This is a genomic window from Paenibacillus barcinonensis (genome assembly GCF_003217495.1).
Lineage (GTDB): Bacteria > Bacillota > Bacilli > Paenibacillales > Paenibacillaceae > Paenibacillus > Paenibacillus barcinonensis.
Map to the genome: position 1 here is coordinate 80,740 of NZ_QJSW01000006.1, position 18,653 is coordinate 99,392.

At 49.0% G+C, this 18,653-nt stretch carries 18 protein-coding genes; 7 read left to right on the plus strand and 11 right to left on the minus strand.

Features of this window, described 5'->3' with window-relative positions:
- Positions 1-70: 70 nt before the first annotated feature.
- Positions 71-2,227, minus strand: coding sequence for an alpha-glucuronidase family glycosyl hydrolase (locus DFQ00_RS11490; RefSeq protein WP_110896627.1), 2,157 nt, complete (start codon positions 2,225-2,227; stop codon positions 71-73).
- Positions 2,224-4,407, minus strand: a complete 2,184-nt coding sequence (locus DFQ00_RS11495; protein ID WP_110896628.1) for a glycoside hydrolase family 52 protein — start codon at positions 4,405-4,407, stop codon at positions 2,224-2,226. Before DFQ00_RS11495 ends, DFQ00_RS11490 begins: the two co-directional genes overlap by 4 nt.
- Before the next feature lie 213 nt (positions 4,408-4,620).
- On the opposite strand from DFQ00_RS11495, the gene DFQ00_RS11500 reads away from it, so the two are divergent.
- Entirely contained in the window at positions 4,621-5,532 is a 912-nt protein-coding gene (locus DFQ00_RS11500; RefSeq protein ID WP_110896629.1) for an AraC family transcriptional regulator, read from the plus strand.
- Positions 5,533-5,605: 73 nt separating this feature from the next.
- Here the strand turns inward: DFQ00_RS11500 and DFQ00_RS11505 are convergent, their stop codons facing one another.
- Positions 5,606-7,006 (minus strand): aldehyde dehydrogenase, encoded by a 1,401-nt coding sequence (locus tag DFQ00_RS11505; RefSeq protein ID WP_110896630.1) that lies wholly within the window; start codon positions 7,004-7,006, stop codon positions 5,606-5,608.
- 111 nt (positions 7,007-7,117) lie between these two features.
- Positions 7,118-7,420, minus strand: coding sequence for an ArsR/SmtB family transcription factor (locus DFQ00_RS11510; RefSeq protein WP_110896631.1), 303 nt, complete (start codon positions 7,418-7,420; stop codon positions 7,118-7,120).
- Between the two features lie 279 nt (positions 7,421-7,699).
- Between DFQ00_RS11510 and DFQ00_RS11515 the strand changes: the two genes are divergently transcribed.
- From DFQ00_RS11515 to DFQ00_RS11535, 5 genes are all read left to right on the plus strand, one after another.
- A complete protein-coding gene (locus tag DFQ00_RS11515) occupies positions 7,700-8,374 on the plus strand; it encodes a GntR family transcriptional regulator (RefSeq protein WP_167433696.1) in 675 nt (224 codons plus the stop codon).
- A gap of 66 nt (positions 8,375-8,440) precedes the next feature.
- Positions 8,441-9,508: a mannonate dehydratase gene (gene uxuA, locus DFQ00_RS11520; RefSeq protein WP_110896872.1), complete on the plus strand. Its 1,068-nt coding sequence runs from the start codon at positions 8,441-8,443 to the stop codon at positions 9,506-9,508.
- On the plus strand, positions 9,505-10,386 hold the full coding sequence (locus DFQ00_RS11525; RefSeq protein ID WP_110896633.1) for an SDR family oxidoreductase: 882 nt from the start codon (positions 9,505-9,507) through the stop codon (positions 10,384-10,386). Before uxuA ends, DFQ00_RS11525 begins: the two co-directional genes overlap by 4 nt.
- Positions 10,387-10,537: 151 nt before the next feature.
- Complete coding sequence (locus DFQ00_RS11530; RefSeq protein WP_244213801.1) at positions 10,538-11,293, plus strand: DUF421 domain-containing protein; 756 nt, start codon at positions 10,538-10,540, stop codon at positions 11,291-11,293.
- Between the two features lie 3 nt (positions 11,294-11,296).
- On the plus strand, positions 11,297-11,668 hold the full coding sequence (locus tag DFQ00_RS11535; protein WP_110896634.1) for a DUF4363 family protein: 372 nt from the start codon (positions 11,297-11,299) through the stop codon (positions 11,666-11,668).
- Positions 11,669-11,765: 97 nt separating this feature from the next.
- On the opposite strand, the gene DFQ00_RS11540 is transcribed toward DFQ00_RS11535, so the two are convergent.
- The 7 genes from DFQ00_RS11540 to DFQ00_RS11570 form a co-directional block, all read right to left on the minus strand.
- The gene (locus DFQ00_RS11540; RefSeq protein WP_110896635.1) at positions 11,766-12,467 is read right to left on the minus strand and encodes a M50 family metallopeptidase; all 702 of its coding nucleotides are present in this window, start codon (positions 12,465-12,467) and stop codon (positions 11,766-11,768) included.
- Positions 12,468-12,510: 43 nt separating this feature from the next.
- A complete protein-coding gene (locus tag DFQ00_RS11545; RefSeq protein WP_110896636.1) occupies positions 12,511-13,002 on the minus strand; it encodes a hypothetical protein in 492 nt (163 codons plus the stop codon).
- A 162-nt stretch (positions 13,003-13,164) separates the two neighbouring features.
- Positions 13,165-14,196, minus strand: a complete 1,032-nt coding sequence (locus DFQ00_RS11550) for a metal ABC transporter substrate-binding protein (RefSeq protein WP_110896874.1) — start codon at positions 14,194-14,196, stop codon at positions 13,165-13,167.
- Between the two features lie 22 nt (positions 14,197-14,218).
- Positions 14,219-15,097: a metal ABC transporter permease gene (locus DFQ00_RS11555; RefSeq protein ID WP_110896637.1), complete on the minus strand. Its 879-nt coding sequence runs from the start codon at positions 15,095-15,097 to the stop codon at positions 14,219-14,221.
- A complete protein-coding gene (locus DFQ00_RS11560; RefSeq protein WP_110896638.1) occupies positions 15,043-15,750 on the minus strand; it encodes a metal ABC transporter ATP-binding protein in 708 nt (235 codons plus the stop codon). The genes DFQ00_RS11555 and DFQ00_RS11560 overlap by 55 nt, the downstream gene beginning before the upstream one ends.
- Before the next feature lie 54 nt (positions 15,751-15,804).
- Complete coding sequence (gene rpmG / locus DFQ00_RS11565) at positions 15,805-15,954, minus strand: 50S ribosomal protein L33 (RefSeq protein WP_036613813.1); 150 nt, start codon at positions 15,952-15,954, stop codon at positions 15,805-15,807.
- Positions 15,955-16,055: 101 nt separating this feature from the next.
- Positions 16,056-17,264 (minus strand): GTP-binding protein, encoded by a 1,209-nt coding sequence (locus DFQ00_RS11570; protein ID WP_110896639.1) that lies wholly within the window; start codon positions 17,262-17,264, stop codon positions 16,056-16,058.
- A gap of 275 nt (positions 17,265-17,539) precedes the next feature.
- Between DFQ00_RS11570 and DFQ00_RS11575 the strand changes: the two genes are divergently transcribed.
- Positions 17,540-18,595: a permease gene (locus tag DFQ00_RS11575; protein WP_110896640.1), complete on the plus strand. Its 1,056-nt coding sequence runs from the start codon at positions 17,540-17,542 to the stop codon at positions 18,593-18,595.
- The last annotated feature ends 58 nt before the right edge of the window (positions 18,596-18,653 follow it).

Here is an 18,653-nt window from a genome sequence, read left to right on the forward strand (position 1 = left end):
CGTATTCTCCTCCTTATGCATGACAATGCTGTCTATTCGATTCAAAGAAAACGCCGCGTACCATTAACCATTAATAGATCGTTCTAGCATGCTCATCCTGAATACCACTTTTACGATAGAAGTAGGTGTTGATCATATCCCGCCATTCCTTCGCATGTTCTGCCTGCTCCGCCTGCAATGTAGCCACTTTGCTGTAAATTACCGGGTCCACTTTGCCCTCCAGCTCTTTCCAGGTCTCGGCCAGTGCTTCTGCCTGCTCTACCCCTTCAAAATGAGTGTCATAGATATGCTGAATGACCGTTTTACCGGAATGCAGCACATGTGTATATGGCACATGGTGGAAAAAGAGAATTAATTCATCGGGACAAGTCTCCAATGATTCGTATCTGGCCGCATTTTCAGCATGATATTGTGACGTATATCCTGTACCGCTCTTTACCGTCCGATCAACCCCAATTCCATGACAGTCGGCAAAATGATACGTTCCCCACTTGGAATACTCGTATCCATCCACATTCGGGCCATAGTGATGATCAGGGTTCACCATCCAGCCGACCCCGAGAGGTGCGGTATAGCTTTCATAGATATCCAGTGAGCATAACAGCATGCCTGTAATCCGCTCAACGACCTGCTCATCATGTCCAAATGTTAAACGCACCCATTCATCTGCAATCTGCTCCGCCGACAGCTCTGGATTCCATCCGAGTCTGCCATATCCGTACAGATTGGCTTGAGCCAGTGGATGACCGGTCCAGCAAGCATCAGCACCAATATTGGACACAGCAGCGAAGCCACTGTACGGACGCCGATACAACGAGCCGTCTGCAATACGCTTAATCTCGGAGCCCTCACCCTTGGCATATGTGTCGAAATCCAGCACTTCCTTCCACTGAGGTACAAGATACGCCAGATGTCGCTGCTGTCCTGTGTACTCCTGTGTGATCTGGAATTCAATGACCTGGTTGGTATTTTCCATCCCTCCGAATAGAGGTGAGACAGCCTCCCTTACCTGAAAATCCATCGGCCCATTTTTGATCTGCAAAATAACGTTATCCGCAAACCGGCCGTCTAACGGCTTGAAGTGATCATATGCAGCACGTGCACGGTCTGTAGAACGATCCCTCCAGTCCTGCTTGCAGTTGTATACAAAGCACCGCCAGATGACCAGTCCGCCAAACGGACGAAGAGCTTCGGCCAGCATGTTCGCACCCTCTGCATGATCACGATTATAGGTGAACGGGCCAGGTCTATTTTCTGAGTCGGCCTTGATCAAGTAACCACCGAAATCGGGAATTGCAGCATATACCTTCGCGGTCTGAATGCTCCACCATTCCCGTACCTGCTCATCGAGCGGATCAGCGGATTGTAGCCCGCCTACCTCAATCGGACTCGCATAGTTGGCACTTAGAAATAAACGAATGCCATAGTCTCTGAACGCAGTGGCGAATTTTGCAACCTCACCAAGATAACGTTCGGCAAGAAACAGGCTCTCTTTCCTGTGAACATTAACATTGTTGATTGCTACCGCATTAATACCGGTGGAGGCAAGCAGCCGTGCATAGTCTCGAATTCGCTTTATATCCCGGGTGAACTCTCCGTTCTCGTAAAAAATAGAACGCCCGGCATATCCACGCTCAATACTGCCGTCCACATTGTCCCACTGATTGATCATGCGCAACGAGTTCACAGGTTGCTCAGTGATATCAATCCGCTTGTGTTTACCGTGCTTCATATCATCAGACGCAGCGCCCGTTTGAGCACGCTCCGGCTTCAATGTCAGCTCCCGAAGCAAATGAAAGACTGCATACAAAACGCCTTGTAGTGTTGCTGAACTAATAACCAGCTCACGTTGTGCTTCATCTTCCCGAATGATGAATCCCTCACCATGCACAGCAGCACGCTCGGAATCAGTAAGAGTGGCCGCTGCGAAACGGCTCCCGTCCAAAGTTCCCAATCGGATAGCTGGTATACGTTCGTTGTGTAACGCGTCCTGCGTCTGAGCTTTAATAATTTCGGGCTGGACCCCGTATAACTTACTAAGCCCTTGGGAGAGCTCAGTCAGTGCTGTATCCATAACATGATGCTGTTCCTGCACTTCAATTCGCTTGCTCCAGATAGGGGCAGCCTTGTGTAAACCCCCGTTCGCTCCAGGCAGTGCAGCGTGATAACCCAGCCAAGCATCGTACTGGGGACCAGACAGATTAGATCGAACGTTGGTTTGACTCATCGTACAGCCTCCTTGCTTGCATAAATCTCTGCCAGACGATTGCCTTTGCCTTCAAGCAGCCACAGAATGGAGGTTACGCCGCGTGGATAGTATTTGCTGCCCACCGCAACACCGGACAAAATCTGATCACTCCAGCACCAGTAGGACTCTTCCGGGTGAAGCAGCCACTTCACATGAGCAGCATCTGCAGCTTTACCTGTCTCATCCCACTCCATGCCCAGTATCTCACGAGTAATAAATTGGGACAGATAGATTTTGCTCAGCCAGGAGTTATTGCTTGTGGAAGACAGCTTCCAGCCTCCGTCTTCAAACAGACAGGTTCCCTGTACAAGTACCGTTTGCAGATGTGTATGGAGCGCCTTCATATATGATCCGAATCGGCCGTTAATATCCAGTGCCGCTTCACAGCCTGTAAGGTATGGGAATACCAAACCTTCGATGGCCGGAATAATACGAGAATCGTTATTTTCTGCAATGACAGCCGGAATATAACCACCATCGGTCAACTGAGCCGCCACACTTGCTGCACAACGATCCGCCTGCTTGCCTGCCTGATGAGACAGCTCTGTCAGCTTCTCAGCTGCAAACAGCTTCTCCAGAGCAACATATACAGCCCAGCATTTGCCGGCAAGATATATATTGTTGCGGGATTGTCCAAGTGACACATCCAGACTGTCGTACGTTGTAATCTCTGCCCCGCCCTGTGTGCGGCTGCTATCGAGACCCATCAAGCCGTTACGCTGCGCTGCTTCAGGGTGATCACGGTTAAGCATGCTGGCGAAGCACTCCTGAATAACAGGCAGCGTCTTCTGCACGAAATCCCGATCCTTCGTTTGCTCAATATACACTGTTGCACAGCAGAGCCAGTTCACCAGTTCTTCGTGGCTCATTTGAGAGAAGCAATCGTCTATGCCGACCAATTCATATGCCGAGTGGCCTGGACGAGAGAATACATTCGCAATACCGATGTCATGTGTAAATGTAATGCCGCCCGGATACAGCTCCTCTTCTCCAGGGAAACGCACCTCATCTGTATAACTGTAACGCTTCACAAACCATTCCAGCTCGTTGCGAACCGTCCAAGGATTGAGAGCAAGCTCAAAATACAGCTGGTCTGCCGTCAGATCCAGCGTATTCATCATGCGGTATTCCCCTTCATTGACAATCCATAGCGGCTCGCCATCGGCCTCTAGCAGTTGTGTGCTGGCGTAGTAGCTGTGAATGGAATGGGCCAGCATGAAGGATTGCTCCTCACTAAGGGCTGCCGTTCCAAGACGCTGATCGACCTCGGCACAGGATGCAGTCAACGCCTCAAATCGGTTCAGCGCATATTTGCCCGCCTCCAGAATGTCTGAGAAATAACGAGTATACCAATATGTTGTATCCATTCCGGTTGTTACAATTCCGCCGCGATAGAAGCATACTGCGAACTGGAACGTGCGCTTCTCTCCTGGCGGCACTTCCATCAGCAGTACAGAGGTAGCCCCTAGACCAAATGCCAGATTATCACGGTGCTTTTCCTCCAGAATTTTCTCCAGGGTGAAGCCGCGCGCTGGCCACAGACCTTCATTTTTGGATACAATCGCAGTCAGTCGGCCTTGTCCAACTCCTGTCAATGATCCACCCTCAGGTCCACCTATCAATCGCATTGCGGAATATGGATCACTGCCTTGATAACCGAAATACCCTTTACGCATCTTGGTGCCTTGACTGTTGTCGATGGTCATCTCTACCAATACTGCTGGCACCAGCGCATCCATAAGAGCCTCACGATCGCCGCTTGTCGGGTCTGGAACAGAACGAACAGGTGAATAAATACGGAATTCCAGATCACCTGCTTTCCACGTATCTGTGCCTGAAGTGAACTCACGAGTGATGTCTTCATCCCGAAATGCAGAGACTAGCGGAAGGTCCCCTGAGCCATACGTTGTCTGATTCACGTTATCAAGCTTCTCCACATCATATCGGCTGCTCTCATCCTCACTTGCCTCGTAAAAAGGCAAAGCCTGATAATGCTCTCCATCACGAGCTTGTAATCCAATATATACGTTCTGGTCTGCCGGCTTGCCGAGTTCAAGACCCAGCCCACCTTTGGCCCCCTTGTACCCTAGCGTGAAACTGGCAAATGCACCAATGGGCGCGTGATGTGCATTATAAAAAATAGATTTGGATGTGCTCATTCTTCATAACCCCTCTCGGAATAGATGTGCATACGTTCTCAATAGCCCCATCCTATCACGCACTGTTTGTGCATACCATGCTCAAATCAATCGAATATTTACCCAAATCGAGCTGAAGTATGTTAAAATATAAAGCGGTTACACCATTTCAAACTGTAAGGACGCACGTCTAAATATAGGTATGAATATGAACATACATAAGGAGGAATTCAGATGTCTTCCACCTATTTACCTCCCGAACTGGGAGAAAGTGTGCACGAAGTTTTTTACCCAGATGTGCAAACAACCGTCAATCTGTTCGCCATCCATCTGCGCAGTGTCGGGACTGATTGGGACTATCCCGCGCATGAGCACCCGAAGTACGAGCTCAACTACGTGACAGAGGGTGTACAGTACATGACGATCAACGGCACATTATATGTACAACATGCGGGTGAACTGCTCTTGATTCCGCCGGGAAGCGTGCATTCCAGTCAGAGCCGAAACGGGCAGGGCTTTACTTACTTCTGCATGCATTTTGACATTGATGATCAGCTCTTCCTTTCCCTTCTGGCTCGAATCAAGCAGGTTTTGTTCAGCGCAGACAGCCCAGTAACCCGGCAGATCGAGCCCGTCTTGCACAAGCTGATGTCCTCTGCTCATGATCAATCAGCCAGTGCAATGGTGCAGCGCATGCAGCTTCAATCTGCTGTATTTGAACTGTTCGGGCATCTGTGGGAGACTGTGTCCCAGGAAGCGGCACAGACGTTTAATGACGGATACGAGCGAATTGAATTGGCACATATGATCCGTACTCGGCTCCAGGGTCTGATGAGTCAACAATTCAAGCAAGGGCACGAACCCGACAGTCACTATGGTATTGATGATATTGCAGCTGAACTGGGGATCAGTCCTTCACATTGCAATCGGGTGTTCAAGCAGGTATTTGGCCAGTCTCCTCGAGCGGTATTATCCCAGATGGTGCTGCATGAGGCCAAAGTTCTGTTAGGCAATCCCCAGCTCTCTGTGCAAAATATTGCGGTCATGCTCGGCTACAAGGACATTGCCCATTTCAGCCGTCAATTCAAACGCTGGTCGGGCATGTCCCCCTCCCGGTACAGACAGGAACAGCCCGCTCTGGAATAAATCCAGCAGCAGGCTGTTTTCAGATGACGTTGCTTTGTTGTCATACAGCTACACTTCATATCTATAAGAGCTGTTATTTCAGCAAACGTTTGATCAGCTTCAGCTTGTTTTCATACGGCGGGTACAGCACAGGCGGGTTAAGCTTGGTGCTTTTTTTCAAAATACTCTTCATATGCGAAAAGGTTTCAAAGCTGTAACGCCCATGGTACGAGCCGACACCTGAATGTCCGACTCCTCCAAATGGCAGACGTGGATTGGCCACATGTGTGATCGTATCATTAATGCAGCCACCGCCAAAGGAAACCTCGGTTAACACTTTATCCTGAACCGACGGATCGGAAGTGAACAAATACAAAGCAAGTGGCTTGGGTCGCTTCACAATTTGGGCTATAGCCTCTTCCAGATGATCATAACTGATGATCGGCAAAATCGGGCCAAAAATCTCGTCCTCCATCGTGGCTGCATCCCACGACTCCGCGTCGATCAGGGTTGGCTCGATAAAACGATCCTCCTCATCCGAAGCCCCGCCATAGATCACCTTCTCGCGATCTCGTTCAATCAGTGTGGTCAGTCGGTTAAAATGTGATTGGTTGACAATGCGTCCGTAATCCTTATTATGCTGAATATCCGTTCCAAAGAAGGTGACGATCACCTCTTTCATGGCTTTAATCAAGGGCTCTTTTACACGCTTATGCACCAGCAAATAATCGGGTGCGATGCAGGTTTGCCCTGTGTTAAGCAGCTTGCCCCAGATAATGCGCTCGGCCGCCACTTGAATATCAGCCTGTTCATCGACGATGACAGGACTTTTGCCGCCAAGCTCCAACGTGACAGGCACAAGGTTTTTGGCGGCAGCCTGCATCACAATTTTGCCTACAGGCACACTGCCTGTGAAAAAAATATAATCAAACGGCGCATGAATCAGCGCTGTCGTTGTGTCCTTGGCCCCTTCGACAACCTGCACATATTCTGGTTCGAACACCTCACCGATTAGCTCACGTACCACAGCGGATACGGCAGGGGTGTTCTCGGACGCCTTGAGCACCGCCGTATTGCCAGCAGCAATCGCACCAACGAGAGGTTCGATGAGAAGCTGGAACGGATAATTGAATGGCCCTATAATCAGAATTGCACCGTAAGGCTCAGGAATGATGTAGCTTTTGGAACCCAGCAGTGCCATTTGAGTTTTCACTTTAGCAGGCTTTACCCACTTTTTAATCTTGCGAATGGTGTGAGTGATGCTATCCAGCATAAAGCCAATCTCCGTGGTATAGGACTCGAATTCACTTTTGCCCAGGTCTTGATAGAGCGCCTCGGTTAGTCTCGGTTCGTAGTTCTGTATCGCCTGCTTCAGCCGGGTCAGCCGCTCTATTCTCACATCAGCCGAACGTGTGGCACCTGAACGAAAAAACGCCTGTTGTTTGTCCAAAATCACTTGAACATCTTCATGACTCAATTCCTGTAACAATGTCATAACTACTCCACTCCTTATTGGGCTTTAGTGATGAAACGTTTAAACTTACGAACCTTTAGCGCATGCCCTGCATGTTCTTCATTAGCCTACATCGTCGAACCCTGCTTTTTTTCACAAGCACTCCTCTTCTAACGCAACAACGAGCTGCTTCAACAGGTCGACCGAAGCGTGCAGGGAAGCGGAATAGTAACGCTGTGTGCCCTTCTGTTCCACCGAAATCAGGCCCTTCTCCAGCAGCAACTTCAAATGATGGGATATGGCTGGACGAGACAGACTGGACTGTTCTGTAATTTCATTGACCGTCATCTTGCCTTTTTCGCTAAGCATCAGCAAGATCGACTGACGATGGTTGTCGCTTAGCACCTGAAATAAAGGTATGCAGGTCTGGAATATGGATATCGCTTTCTGGCTCATGCTTGCACCTCATCTATCTCATTGTGATTTATTGTTAAGGTTGATCTGTATTTTATTGGTTTAAACATTTAAACCTAATGCTCTAATAATAGTACTCATCTGACTTAATCGCAAGCGTGTTCTTCTGGCATTAATTTTTACTCACCATACAGCTCCATCAAAATAAAACGCTTCCATCCCGCCATACTTGTATGGTAGTATGGCAATGAAGGAGTTGAAGTTGTGGATCAAATCCCAAAGTTGTCAACCAAAGCCGCTTTGCCGCCCATAACAAGTCCCCTGTCGGCGCTAAACAAGCAGTCCTACTCGACGCGAGATCTTGTATATGACACGCTGAAACAACAGATTTTGAGTCTGGAACTGCCTCCGGGTACAGCCATATCGGAGAAGGAAATTTCGCTGGGCTTTCAGGTCAGCCGAACGCCTGTCCGCGAAAGCTTTGTCCGACTGGCCCAGGAAGGTTTACTGGAAGTCTATCCACAGCGCGGTACGTATGTTTCCCTCATTCATGTTGATCTGGTTGAAGAAGCCAGATTCATGCGCGAGCATCTTGAACGATCGGTCATTCGTCTGGCGTGTGCACACTTCCCAGCAGAGCAGATGTCAGCTCTTGAACAAAATCTTACACTCCAGCAGCAATGCATGAAGGAACCGGATGATCGGCGTATGTTTCAACTGGACGAGGAGTTCCATAGCACTCTCTTTGCAGGCTGTAACAAAAGCAAAACCTGGACAGTGATTGAGCAGATGAGTGTACATTTGAATCGAAGCCGTATGCTTCGTCTGTCCTCGGACCATCATTGGGATCACCTGATTGAGCAACACAGTTCCATGGTTCGAGCGATTCAACAGCAAGATGCGGACCAAGCAGAACGTCTGGCACGGGAGCACCTTAACCTGACCGTAACGGACCTAGCTATGCTTCGGGATACATATGCTTCCTATTTTCAATAACACTTACTGGCTCCAGATCGCAAGGTTTACTGAAGCTTCCACTAAATCAGGATGAGGTGAATGGGAATGAAGATGGTTTTTCGCTGGTTTGGCGAAGGCAATGACACAGTTTCACTGGATCACATCCGGCAAATCCCTGGAGTTGAAGGGATCGTATGGGCGCTACATGATGTTCCCGCCGGGGATGAGTGGCCGATGGACAAAATACTCGCTGTCAAGGCAGCTGCGGACAAAGCCGGGCTGCACCTGGACGTTGTAGAGAGCGTTAATATTCATGAGGATATCAAGCTTGGATTGCCTTCCCGGGACAAGTACATTGCCAATTACATTAAAACGATGGAGAAGCTTGCTGAGGTTGGTGTCAAAGTCATCTGTTACAATTTCATGCCGATCTTTGACTGGCTTCGTACCGACTTGCATAAGGAGATGGAGGACGGGTCAACAGCCCTCTTCTACGAGAGCAGCAAGCTGCATAACATTGAACCGCTGGAGCTTGTTCGCAGAATCACTGAAAACTCTGCCCTGACGATGCCGGGCTGGGAACCGGAACGACTGCAGTATCTCACAGGCTTGTTTGAAGCCTATAAAGATGTAACGGTCGAGAATATGTGGGAGAACGCCCGATATTTCCTGCAAGAGATCATCCCGACTGCTGAACGCCTTGGCATTCGAATGGCAATCCACCCGGATGATCCGCCTTGGCCAATCTTCGGTCTCCCTAAAATCATTATCAATCAGGACAATGTTCGCAGATACCTGAAGCTGTATGACAGCCCTGCCAACAGCGTGACCCTGTGTAGCGGTTCACTCGGAGCCAATCCAGACAATGATATTATTGCGATGATTCATGAGTTCAAAGACCGTATCCCGTTTGCCCACATTCGTAATGTGAAGGTCTATGACAATGGAGACTTTATTGAAACGTCTCACCGGAGTCAGGATGGCAGTGTAGATATCGCAGGAGTTGTGGAGGCCTACCACGATATTGGCTTTGAAGGATATGCAAGACCTGACCATGGACGACATCTATGGGGAGAACAATGCAGACCTGGCTACGGTCTGTATGACCGCGCGCTCGGTATTATGTATCTCTGGGGTGTCTGGGATTCGCTGCAAAGGAGGTCAAACGCATGAGTACGAATGAACATAGCTCCATCTCTCAACCTGAACGCACTTCCCGGCTACAGGGCAAGACGGCTGTCATTACCGGGGGGGCAGGTGTATTATGCCGGGCGATGGCTGAAGAGCTCGCGAGACATGGTGCACATATTGCCATTCTCAACCGCACCGTATCCAAAGGGCAGGAAGTGGTTACTTCTATTGAGCAGGCAGGCGGTCGTGCCATTGCTGTTGCATGTGATGTAACCCAGGCTGACAGTGTGCAGGCAGCGGCAGATATCGTTCGCGAACAACTCGGCCCGTGTGACATTTTGATTAACGGTGCGGGTGGCAATCATGCAAGCGCCAATACAACGAATGAAATTTTTAAACCCGAGGATCTGGGCAACCCGGATGTAACGACCTTCTTTGATGTTAGTGTGGATGGCTTTCGTCAGGTCATGGATCTGAACTTTGTCGGCTCCCTCATCCCTACTCAGATTTTTGCCAAACAGATGATTGAACGCGATGCTCCGGCCACGGTTATCAATATATCGTCGATGAGCGCCCCTTCGCCTATGACCAAGGTGCCTGCGTACAGCGCCGCGAAAGCAGCCATTAACAATTTTACGCAGTGGCTTGCGGTGCATCTGGCGGAGTCTGGCATACGTGTGAATGCTATTGCTCCCGGCTTCTTCCTGACCGAACAGAATCGCAATCTGCTCCTGCAGCCGGATGGCTCACCTACAGAGCGCTCCAGCAAAATTATCGCACACACGCCGATGCGCCGCTTCGGTAAACCGGAGGATCTGCTTGGTACATTAATGTGGCTGGCAGATGAGCAGCAGTCCGGCTTTGTGACAGGTATCGTTGTACCTGTAGACGGCGGATTCATGGCGTATTCAGGTGTATAAACTCTTTTTCACAGAAGCTTTACCTTACTGGACTGATCGCCTATATATTAGTATCTCGAACCGAAGCTTATGATTGCATCATGGGCTTCGGTTTTTTCGCGTTTGCCGTCTGGAGCATAAGGAATAAGTTGCCTGCTTGTGGGCAAGGATTGTGGATGTAAAGGACGGTGAGCTGTACATGATGGAGGAAACAACGGTTGTTGCCGTGCGAGCGATTATCGCTTTTCTCACCTTAATCATCTATACGAGGGTGCTGGGAAAACAGCAGATGGGCAACCTGACCTATTTTGACTATATTAACGGCATTACGATCGGTTCCATTGCAGGCACGTTTGCAACCGATTTGTCGTCCAAGGCCTGGATTCATTTTGTCGCACTGACCATATTTACGCTAATCACCATCCTGTTTCAATACATCACACTCAAGAGTCGTGCCCTCTCCAACATTATGGACTCTGATCCCACCCTGATTATTCAGAACGGCAAGATTTTGGAGCAAAACCTGAGCAAAATGCGAGTGAAATTCGAGGAACTCACGATGATGCTGCGGCAAAAGGATGTATTTGACCTGACCACCGTCAACTATGGCATTCTGGAACCAGACGGCACCCTGTCCATTGCACTGAAGCCGGAGCAGCAGCCCGTCACTGCAGGTGACATGAACATACACCCACCGCCTCAGAAGCTCATGACGGAGCTAATTGTGGATGGCGTTCTGATGAAGCAAAATCTGGCACAGCGAAACAAAAGCAGCCAATGGTTAACCGAGCAATTGAAAAAACAAAATCTGACGGTTCAGGACATCGCCTTTGCCGCCATTTTACCCAATGACAAGCTGTATATTGATCTGTACAAGGATCAGCTACCTGCAAAGGCAGCTACTGATGAGGACCAACAAGGAGGGTAGGAGATGAAAAAACAATCATGGCTGCTCTATGCAATCCCCATTGTCATGCTGTTACTATTTATTGCGGTTATGATAAGTGCACCATTGCTGAAGAAGCCTTTGGGCACGCAGGATCGGTTACTCGAATCTATACAGCTATTGGAGAAGCACGTTCAGGTCAAGCAGTGGTCGGAAGCCAAAGCTCAGGCCGATTATGCCATGCAGGCGTGGGATCGCATCGTCAATCGCATCCAGTTCAGTGTGGAACGCGAGAGCATCTATGATATTTTGGGTGCACTTGCACGAATGCAGGGCGGTATTGCCGCGAAGGATGATCAAGCGATCATGGAGGAGATTTATTATTTTTACGCATTGTGGGATAACCTCGGGGATTAAGATGAAGCAGCACTCGAATGAATTGAAAAAGCAAAAACACCCCCTCTCTGTCCTGAAAAGGAGGTGCCTTGCGTTCAGGTATGGCAGCCTGTTCACATTATGCCCGGTCTAGCCTGCGGGATTTCGGCGCATTTGCCGTGCCTTCTTTGCGGAAGAAAAGTGTGAGCGCTCCCCTTGCACACCATAAAGCAAACAGAGCAAACAGCGTGCCCCAGAACAGCGCGGGTAGGAAGGTTTGCTGTGCCAGATTCGCTGCATCTCCAGCTTGAGAAGGACGGGTCCAGGACGTCCAGCCGATATACATCGCGCTGACCACCGACTCCTCCAGCGTAATGAAGGCGAGCAGCAGATAATAATACTTTGAGAAGTTTACCCAAAAAATCATGATGACCACATTAAGAGCAATAAACCCGGTCAACCATAACATGCCGAATTCCCCTCTGACATATAACAGCAATGACACAAGAGCCACTGCCGTCATTAAGCCCAGTCCCCACATGTGCCGGCCTTTCCGATACAGGTAGAACAATAACCATGCAAACAGTGATGCTCCAATGTATCCCGCAAGCGAAACCAATATTGATCCCCCTGGTGTCAGCATGGATGAATACGTTACACCACTATGATCCGCATACAATTCAATCCGCAGCACCTTGCCGGACAACACCAATGTCATTAACGCATGCGCGAACTCATGAATCATCGTATCCAGATTACGAAATAAGGACGAGAACGGGATCATCCGGGTCAGAAATACAGAGGCCATCAGAAAAAGGATCGTTTTGAGCCACTTGTTCATCCTGTTTAGACCTCCTTGCCTTCAAATAAGCGAGCCTATCCCATTATACTACGTGCACTTCCCCTGCATCGTTTCGTCTTTTGAAATCCAGCGCACATCGTTCCATCCACCAGCAGAAGCTGCGATTATGCCCGATGAAAAAAGAGGAAAGATCGTATCGCCCACGCCCTGGCTCATACGTCACCAATAATCGGTTCTTCATGCGCTCCAGTGCGTATGTCACGAACTGCTCGGATGCCGTGCTATGTATCAGCGTCACATAAGCATACAAAGAATGATCCACAGGTTCATCCAGTGGACTGACACCGGCACACGAAAACTCCGTCTGCACACCCGCTTTAAACAGCAAGCTCAGCGTAGAGACTAACTCTGTATCAACCTCAACCCCGTTCCAGATCGCTGTCTGTTTGGGGGATACAACCTGTTTATGCCTCTCTGTCCATTGCATCAATTCCTGCTTGCGTCTTCTCCACAGATGGGCGGGCTGTTCACTTAACAGCACTTCCTGCTCTTCATATTGTTCATGCAATTTCATCTTATCCTCCTGTTCTGCTTCATCCGGTCATCTCAAGCGAAAGAGAGCACATCACTGTGCTCTCTGCTTCGCAAAAGGCAAAGGAAATGATCACGTTCATTCCTTAGCATGTTGTTATATTGTACCCTTTTCGCTCTGGTGCTTCAAATTGAAAGCTTCCTGTTATTCGTTTAGCGCCAGCTTCAGCGCCTCCATATTTTCTCTCATGACACTGATGTAGTCCTTGCCTGCTTTGACTTCATCCTCGGTCAGACCTTCAATCGGATTTAACACAGCGGTTTTAGCTCCAACCTCCTGCGCAATCGTATCGGATACTTTGGAGGAGACCAGCGTTTCGAAGAAGATCGTTTTTACCTTGTGTTCCTTGGCAAAATCAATCACGGATGCCATCTGTGCTGCGGATGGCTCCTGCTCGGGAGACAACCCGGCAATCGGTACTTGCTGGAGACCGTACTCCTGTGCCAAATATGCAAAAGCCGCATGCTGTGTGATGAAGTCCTTACGTTTGCTATCTTTTACAGCCGTTTTGAAATCCTTATCCAGCGCTTCCAGCTTGGCAACATATGCATCCGCATTCTGTTTGAACTGATCTGCATGCTGAGGTGCAGCCTTCGCCAGGCCCGCTTCAATGTTACGAACCTCTTTCACCGCCAGCGCGGGAGATAGCCATACATGCGGATCAAGTCCGCCATGATCATGGTCATGGCCTTCACTACCGGCTTCTGCATGGTCGTGGCCATCCTTCGCAGCAGCATCAGTCTCATGCTCATGTTCCTCTTCTTCCCCGCCCTCACGAATGCTGATGCCTTGACTTGCCTCAACCTGTATCAGTTTGCTGCTGCTCAGACTGTCCTTGACCTGATCAATCCAGGATTCCATGCCTGCTCCGTTGTAAACCAGCACATCTGCCTTTTCGATGCTGGCAATATCCTGAGGAGTTGGCTCCCAGTCATGCGGCTCCATGCCTGCAGGAACAAGCGTATGGACATCTGCCAGATCACCTGCTACGTTTTTCGTAAATTCATACATTGGATAGAAGCTGACCTGCACATCCAATTTTTGCTCCGTCGCCGCCGGAGTTGATGTTGCTGTAGATTGAGCCGGCTCAGCGGCCGGGGCTTTTTGCCCGCAGCCAGAAACAACAAGTGCCATCGTGAAGATAAGTGCAAGCGCAGAATTTTTAGCCAATTTCATATCATAAGTTCCCCATTTCATATTATGTGTTCCCTTTGGATTCTATATATAGTTTTGCTGTTTGCTGTTGCTGTGCCGCACGATGACGTTTACGGTTATATAGTGAAATCAGCTTTTGAGCCGATATTCCAGTCAACAGGAAAAATAACAGGATAAGTGCAATCGTTCCACCTGGTGGTGTGTTCCATTGATATGAAGCGGTCAGGCCGCTAAAAATGCCTGCCAGCCCCGTTATAACAGCAATCACAATTGCTGCTGCAAAACTGCGAGATATTCTCAAGGCTAACGCCGCTGGCAACACAATCAGTGCAGATACAAGCAATACACCGACAATTGGCATTGCCGACGCCACAGTCATTCCAGTAAGTATCGCAAATGCAAACGACAACCCTTTGACCTGGACACCCCCGATTGAGGCGGTCTCTTCATCAAAGGTTAGATTGTAGAGTGGTCTGCGCAGACAGATAAAAAAGACCAACCCGATCAAGCAGACACCTGCCATCATCCATAGCTGTATATTGCTTACGGCTACGATTGAACCGAACAGATATGAACTGAACGTCTTGGAAAGGTTTGTCTTCAAGCTCATTAATACGACAGCTAAGGCCAGACCGGACGTCATAATTATGGCTACCGGGACCTCGCTGTAGGTACGATAACTTCGACGAAGCTGTTCAACCAGCAAAGCACCGATCATGGCAACTATAAAGCCACACAGCACCGGATTCAGGTTCATAACAGAACCAAGCGCAACGCCAGCGAGCGAAACATGAGAAAGGGTATCCGCCATCAGCACTTGCCGTCTGAGCATCAGATATACACCCAAAATAGGTGCGATAATGCCAATTAGTCCTCCAGCCCAGAAAGCACGTTGCATGAATTCGTACTCAAACACTGCCATTCCTCACTTTCTTGACGCTCCAGAGTGATCGTCCGGTCCAGCCGATTACCGATCTCCTCCAAACCATGTGTAACCATAATAATCGTCAGCCCGTGAACATCCGCATAATGACGCATCAGATCATAGAAGCCTTCTCTGCTTCGCCGATCCATGCCTGTTGTCGGTTCATCCAGCACAAGCACATGAGGCTGTGCTGCCAATGCCCGTGCAATACAGATGCGCTGCTTCTGTCCACCCGAAAGCTCGCCAACCCGTGAATGACGATGTTCCCACATGCCCACTTCGCGCAAGCTACGCTCGACAATCGCTTCTTTGTCAGCGGTAAACCTGCGAAAAAGTCCCAGCTTGTGGTAACAACCGGAACGAACCAGTTCGATGACCGTGCTGGGAAAACCACTGTTAAACGAGGCTACTTGCTGTGGAACATAGCCAATTTCCAGTTTGCCCCCTCGAAGCTGCTGTGTGTTCATATGTACCGAACCGCTCCAGGGCTTTAACAGCCCCAGAAGCAATTTCAGCATCGTTGTTTTCGCAGAACCATTCGGACCTGTGATGCCAACGAATTCACCCACATGAATATCCAGCGACAGTTGATCAATGACCGGCTCTTTGCCGTATCCAAATACAACATCACGCATGGAAGATAAAATCATGGTGTACCCTCTTTCTACTTTCGTAAATATTACGATTTATAAGGCTCAAATTTTTTAGCGTGTTTCCCGGTGAATCGTCATTTTCTTCAAACGAGGTGAATACTTTTTCATTTCCAGACGCTCTGGATGGTTACGCTTGTTCTTTGTTGTTGTATAGTTGCGATCTCCGCACTCCGTGCAGGCTAAAGTTACAATGACTCTCATGGTGTTGCCTCCTCTTATTATTTCGTAATCATTACTATTTAATGATAGTAGCTTATGCCTTTTCTTTTGTCAACCTTCAAAGACGTTTCCTGTTTATTGAATCAGCTCCACTGTGGAAAAGGGTCTTTCAGCTCACGCCAGTTCATCTGCATCTCTTCATCCGTAAGCAGCGTCTCATCCAAAGTTCGTTCAATAGCTGCACGGTCCATGTCGATGCCGATAAACACAAGCTTTGTCACCCGGTCGCCCCACTCCTCGTCCCAATCCGGGATAGCAGGTAGCGTGTCGCCAAAGTGCAGATGCCGCTCCTCCTCGCTCATTGCGCCTACCCATATTCCAGCAGGTGCAAGCTGCTTGGAGGTTCCTGCGTGGCTGAACGATATCGCCATGTGATTACGGGTAGCCATCCACATCAATCCTTTAGAGCGTACGATGCTGTCCGGCCATTTGGCAATCCAGCGCAGCAGGCGCTCTGGATGGAACGGGCGCTTGCGGAGATATACAAACGAATGAATACCGTATTCCTCGGTCTCAGGCGTATGCTCTTCCTTCATTAATTCGCGGATCCAGCCCGCGGACTGGCTTGCTTTTTCAAAATCAAAGCGTCCTGTATTCAAAATCTCTCTCGGATCAATCTGTCCATGTGTTGTACGAACCAGCTTAGCCTCTGGCTGCATTGCATGCAATGCTTTTTCAAGCTTGGATAGCTCTTCCTCGGATACCAGATCACACTTGTTCAGCACGAGAACGTCACAGAATTCCACCTGATCGGTCAGCAAATGCACAATGCCGCGCACATCGTCCTCCCCGGCTTCCTGCCCCCGGTCCTTTAAGGTTTCCTTCGAATAAAAGTCACGCCAGAACTGCGCGGCATCTACCACCGTTACCATGGTGTCCAGGCGGGTGAATTTGGTCAAATCAATGCCGAGCTCCTCATCAATATACGTAAATGTCTGTGCTACGGGAACGGGTTCGCCAATCCCTGTTGATTCAATCAAGATATAGTCAAACGAGCCATCCAGTGCAAGCCGCTCAACCTCTTTCAGCAGGTCCTCACGGAGGGTGCAGCAGATGCAGCCATTGGACATCTCCACAAGCTTCTCATCAATCCGCGATAACCCGCCTCCGTCACGAATTAATCCTGCATCGATATTCACTTCACTCAGATCGTTTACGATGACCGCAACACGCATGCCCTCCCGATTATGAAGCACATGGTTTAACAAGGTAGTTTTGCCTGCTCCAAGATAGCCACTAAGCACGGTAACGGGAACTCGATTCTGAACTTGCTGTTGATCTGATACTGACATATTGGCTTCCTCCACTCTTTAACGGTTCGTGTAATTCATCCATGCTTTTCAAGATCCAATTTCTGTGTCAAAAGCATACATGCAATTTTATTTAATCGTAATTATTACGATTAATATATGAGAAACTATACCTCACTCCGCTTTTGCTTGTCAACACAGCGACGTAACGAGCAATGGTTTAATCGTAATCATATTGATTTAACGGTCAGAACAATGTATGTTGCGGCACGTACAAGCATATATTCTAGCAAAGTTCTAGTGACGGAGGTTCTTTTATGAGAATGGCAGGCAGTTTGAAGCTTCTAACCTTCCTGGTCCCATGTGCATTTGTGGTTCCGGTCATCATCACACTTGCTCCTGATCTGAGTCGAGTCTGGAATAGTGAGGCTTTGCAAAATATAAAAACGGTGTTTGTCAGCATCTTTCTGGAGGCAGCCCCCTTTCTGCTGATGGGTGTGTTTCTATCCTCCTTCATGCAGTGGTTCGTATCGGAAGAGATGGTGCGCAGACTAACACCTAAACATCCTGTCGGTGGCATAGTTGTCGCCGGGCTGCTCGGTATTATTTTTCCAATCTGTGAATGCGGAATGATTCCTGTTGTGCGGCGGCTTATGCGTAAAGGGATGCCTGCTTACATTGCGGTTACGTTTATTCTCAGCGGGCCAGTAGTTAACCCGATTGTGTTTACAGCCACCCTGCTCGCATTTCCCAATCATCCAGAAATTACGATCGCTCGCATGGGACTGGCCTTTGCTGTAGCGGCTACCGTAGGCGGGCTTGTCTATGTATTTGTTAAACGCAGCCCGCTCCGTCCAGTCAAAGGTATAACAACTGAAGTAAAAACACACCCTGGTTTCAAAATGGCGGCTTCTCATTCACACTCTCACGCTCACTCGCATGGAGGCCCCCATGAGCATCATACACACCCCAAGGACTGGCGCAGCTTTTTTCTTCATGCAGGCGACGAGTTTGTCGATATGAGCAAATATCTGGTCCTTGGTGCGCTAATTACAGCGTGTATTCAGACGTTTGTGAGTCGTAGTGATCTGATTGCTCTGGGAAACGGCCCTGTTGCGTCATATGTATTTATGATGGGGTTTGCTTATGTGCTGTCCCTGTGCTCAACCTCAGACGCTTTCGTGGCTTCGGCCTTCTCTCACACGTTTGCTTTGGGACCACTGATTTCCTTCCTTGTGCTCGGACCCATGCTGGATTTCAAAAGCACACTGATGCTGCTCTCGACCTTCCGCACCCGCTTTGTCATTGGATTAAGTGTGGCAATTGTTCTTCTTGTTTTTACCGGGTCGTGGCTGGTCAACTTACTGGGGTGAAGCGAGAGCTTGAGATTATGGTTTAGCCGTAAGGAATGAGCAAATATGAAATTATGAA

Bases quoted from the DNA above. Each gene is read 5' to 3' on its own strand.
- DFQ00_RS11490 (WP_110896627.1), bottom strand. From the start codon at position 2,227: ATGAGTCAAACCAACGTTCGATCTAATCTGTCTGGTCCCCAGTACGAT.
- DFQ00_RS11495 (WP_110896628.1), bottom strand. From the start codon at position 4,407: ATGAGCACATCCAAATCTATTTTTTATAATGCACATCACGCGCCCATT.
- DFQ00_RS11500 (WP_110896629.1), top strand. From the start codon at position 4,621: ATGTCTTCCACCTATTTACCTCCCGAACTGGGAGAAAGTGTGCACGAA.
- DFQ00_RS11505 (WP_110896630.1), bottom strand. From the start codon at position 7,006: ATGACATTGTTACAGGAATTGAGTCATGAAGATGTTCAAGTGATTTTG.
- DFQ00_RS11510 (WP_110896631.1), bottom strand. From the start codon at position 7,420: ATGAGCCAGAAAGCGATATCCATATTCCAGACCTGCATACCTTTATTT.
- uxuA (WP_110896872.1), top strand. From the start codon at position 8,441: ATGAAGATGGTTTTTCGCTGGTTTGGCGAAGGCAATGACACAGTTTCA.
- DFQ00_RS11525 (WP_110896633.1), top strand. From the start codon at position 9,505: ATGAGTACGAATGAACATAGCTCCATCTCTCAACCTGAACGCACTTCC.
- DFQ00_RS11535 (WP_110896634.1), top strand. From the start codon at position 11,297: ATGAAAAAACAATCATGGCTGCTCTATGCAATCCCCATTGTCATGCTG.
- DFQ00_RS11540 (WP_110896635.1), bottom strand. From the start codon at position 12,467: ATGAACAAGTGGCTCAAAACGATCCTTTTTCTGATGGCCTCTGTATTT.
- DFQ00_RS11545 (WP_110896636.1), bottom strand. From the start codon at position 13,002: ATGAAATTGCATGAACAATATGAAGAGCAGGAAGTGCTGTTAAGTGAA.
- DFQ00_RS11550 (WP_110896874.1), bottom strand. From the start codon at position 14,196: ATGAAATTGGCTAAAAATTCTGCGCTTGCACTTATCTTCACGATGGCA.
- DFQ00_RS11555 (WP_110896637.1), bottom strand. From the start codon at position 15,097: ATGGCAGTGTTTGAGTACGAATTCATGCAACGTGCTTTCTGGGCTGGA.
- DFQ00_RS11560 (WP_110896638.1), bottom strand. From the start codon at position 15,750: ATGATTTTATCTTCCATGCGTGATGTTGTATTTGGATACGGCAAAGAG.
- rpmG (WP_036613813.1), bottom strand. From the start codon at position 15,954: ATGAGAGTCATTGTAACTTTAGCCTGCACGGAGTGCGGAGATCGCAAC.
- DFQ00_RS11570 (WP_110896639.1), bottom strand. From the start codon at position 17,264: ATGTCAGTATCAGATCAACAGCAAGTTCAGAATCGAGTTCCCGTTACC.
- DFQ00_RS11575 (WP_110896640.1), top strand. From the start codon at position 17,540: ATGAGAATGGCAGGCAGTTTGAAGCTTCTAACCTTCCTGGTCCCATGT.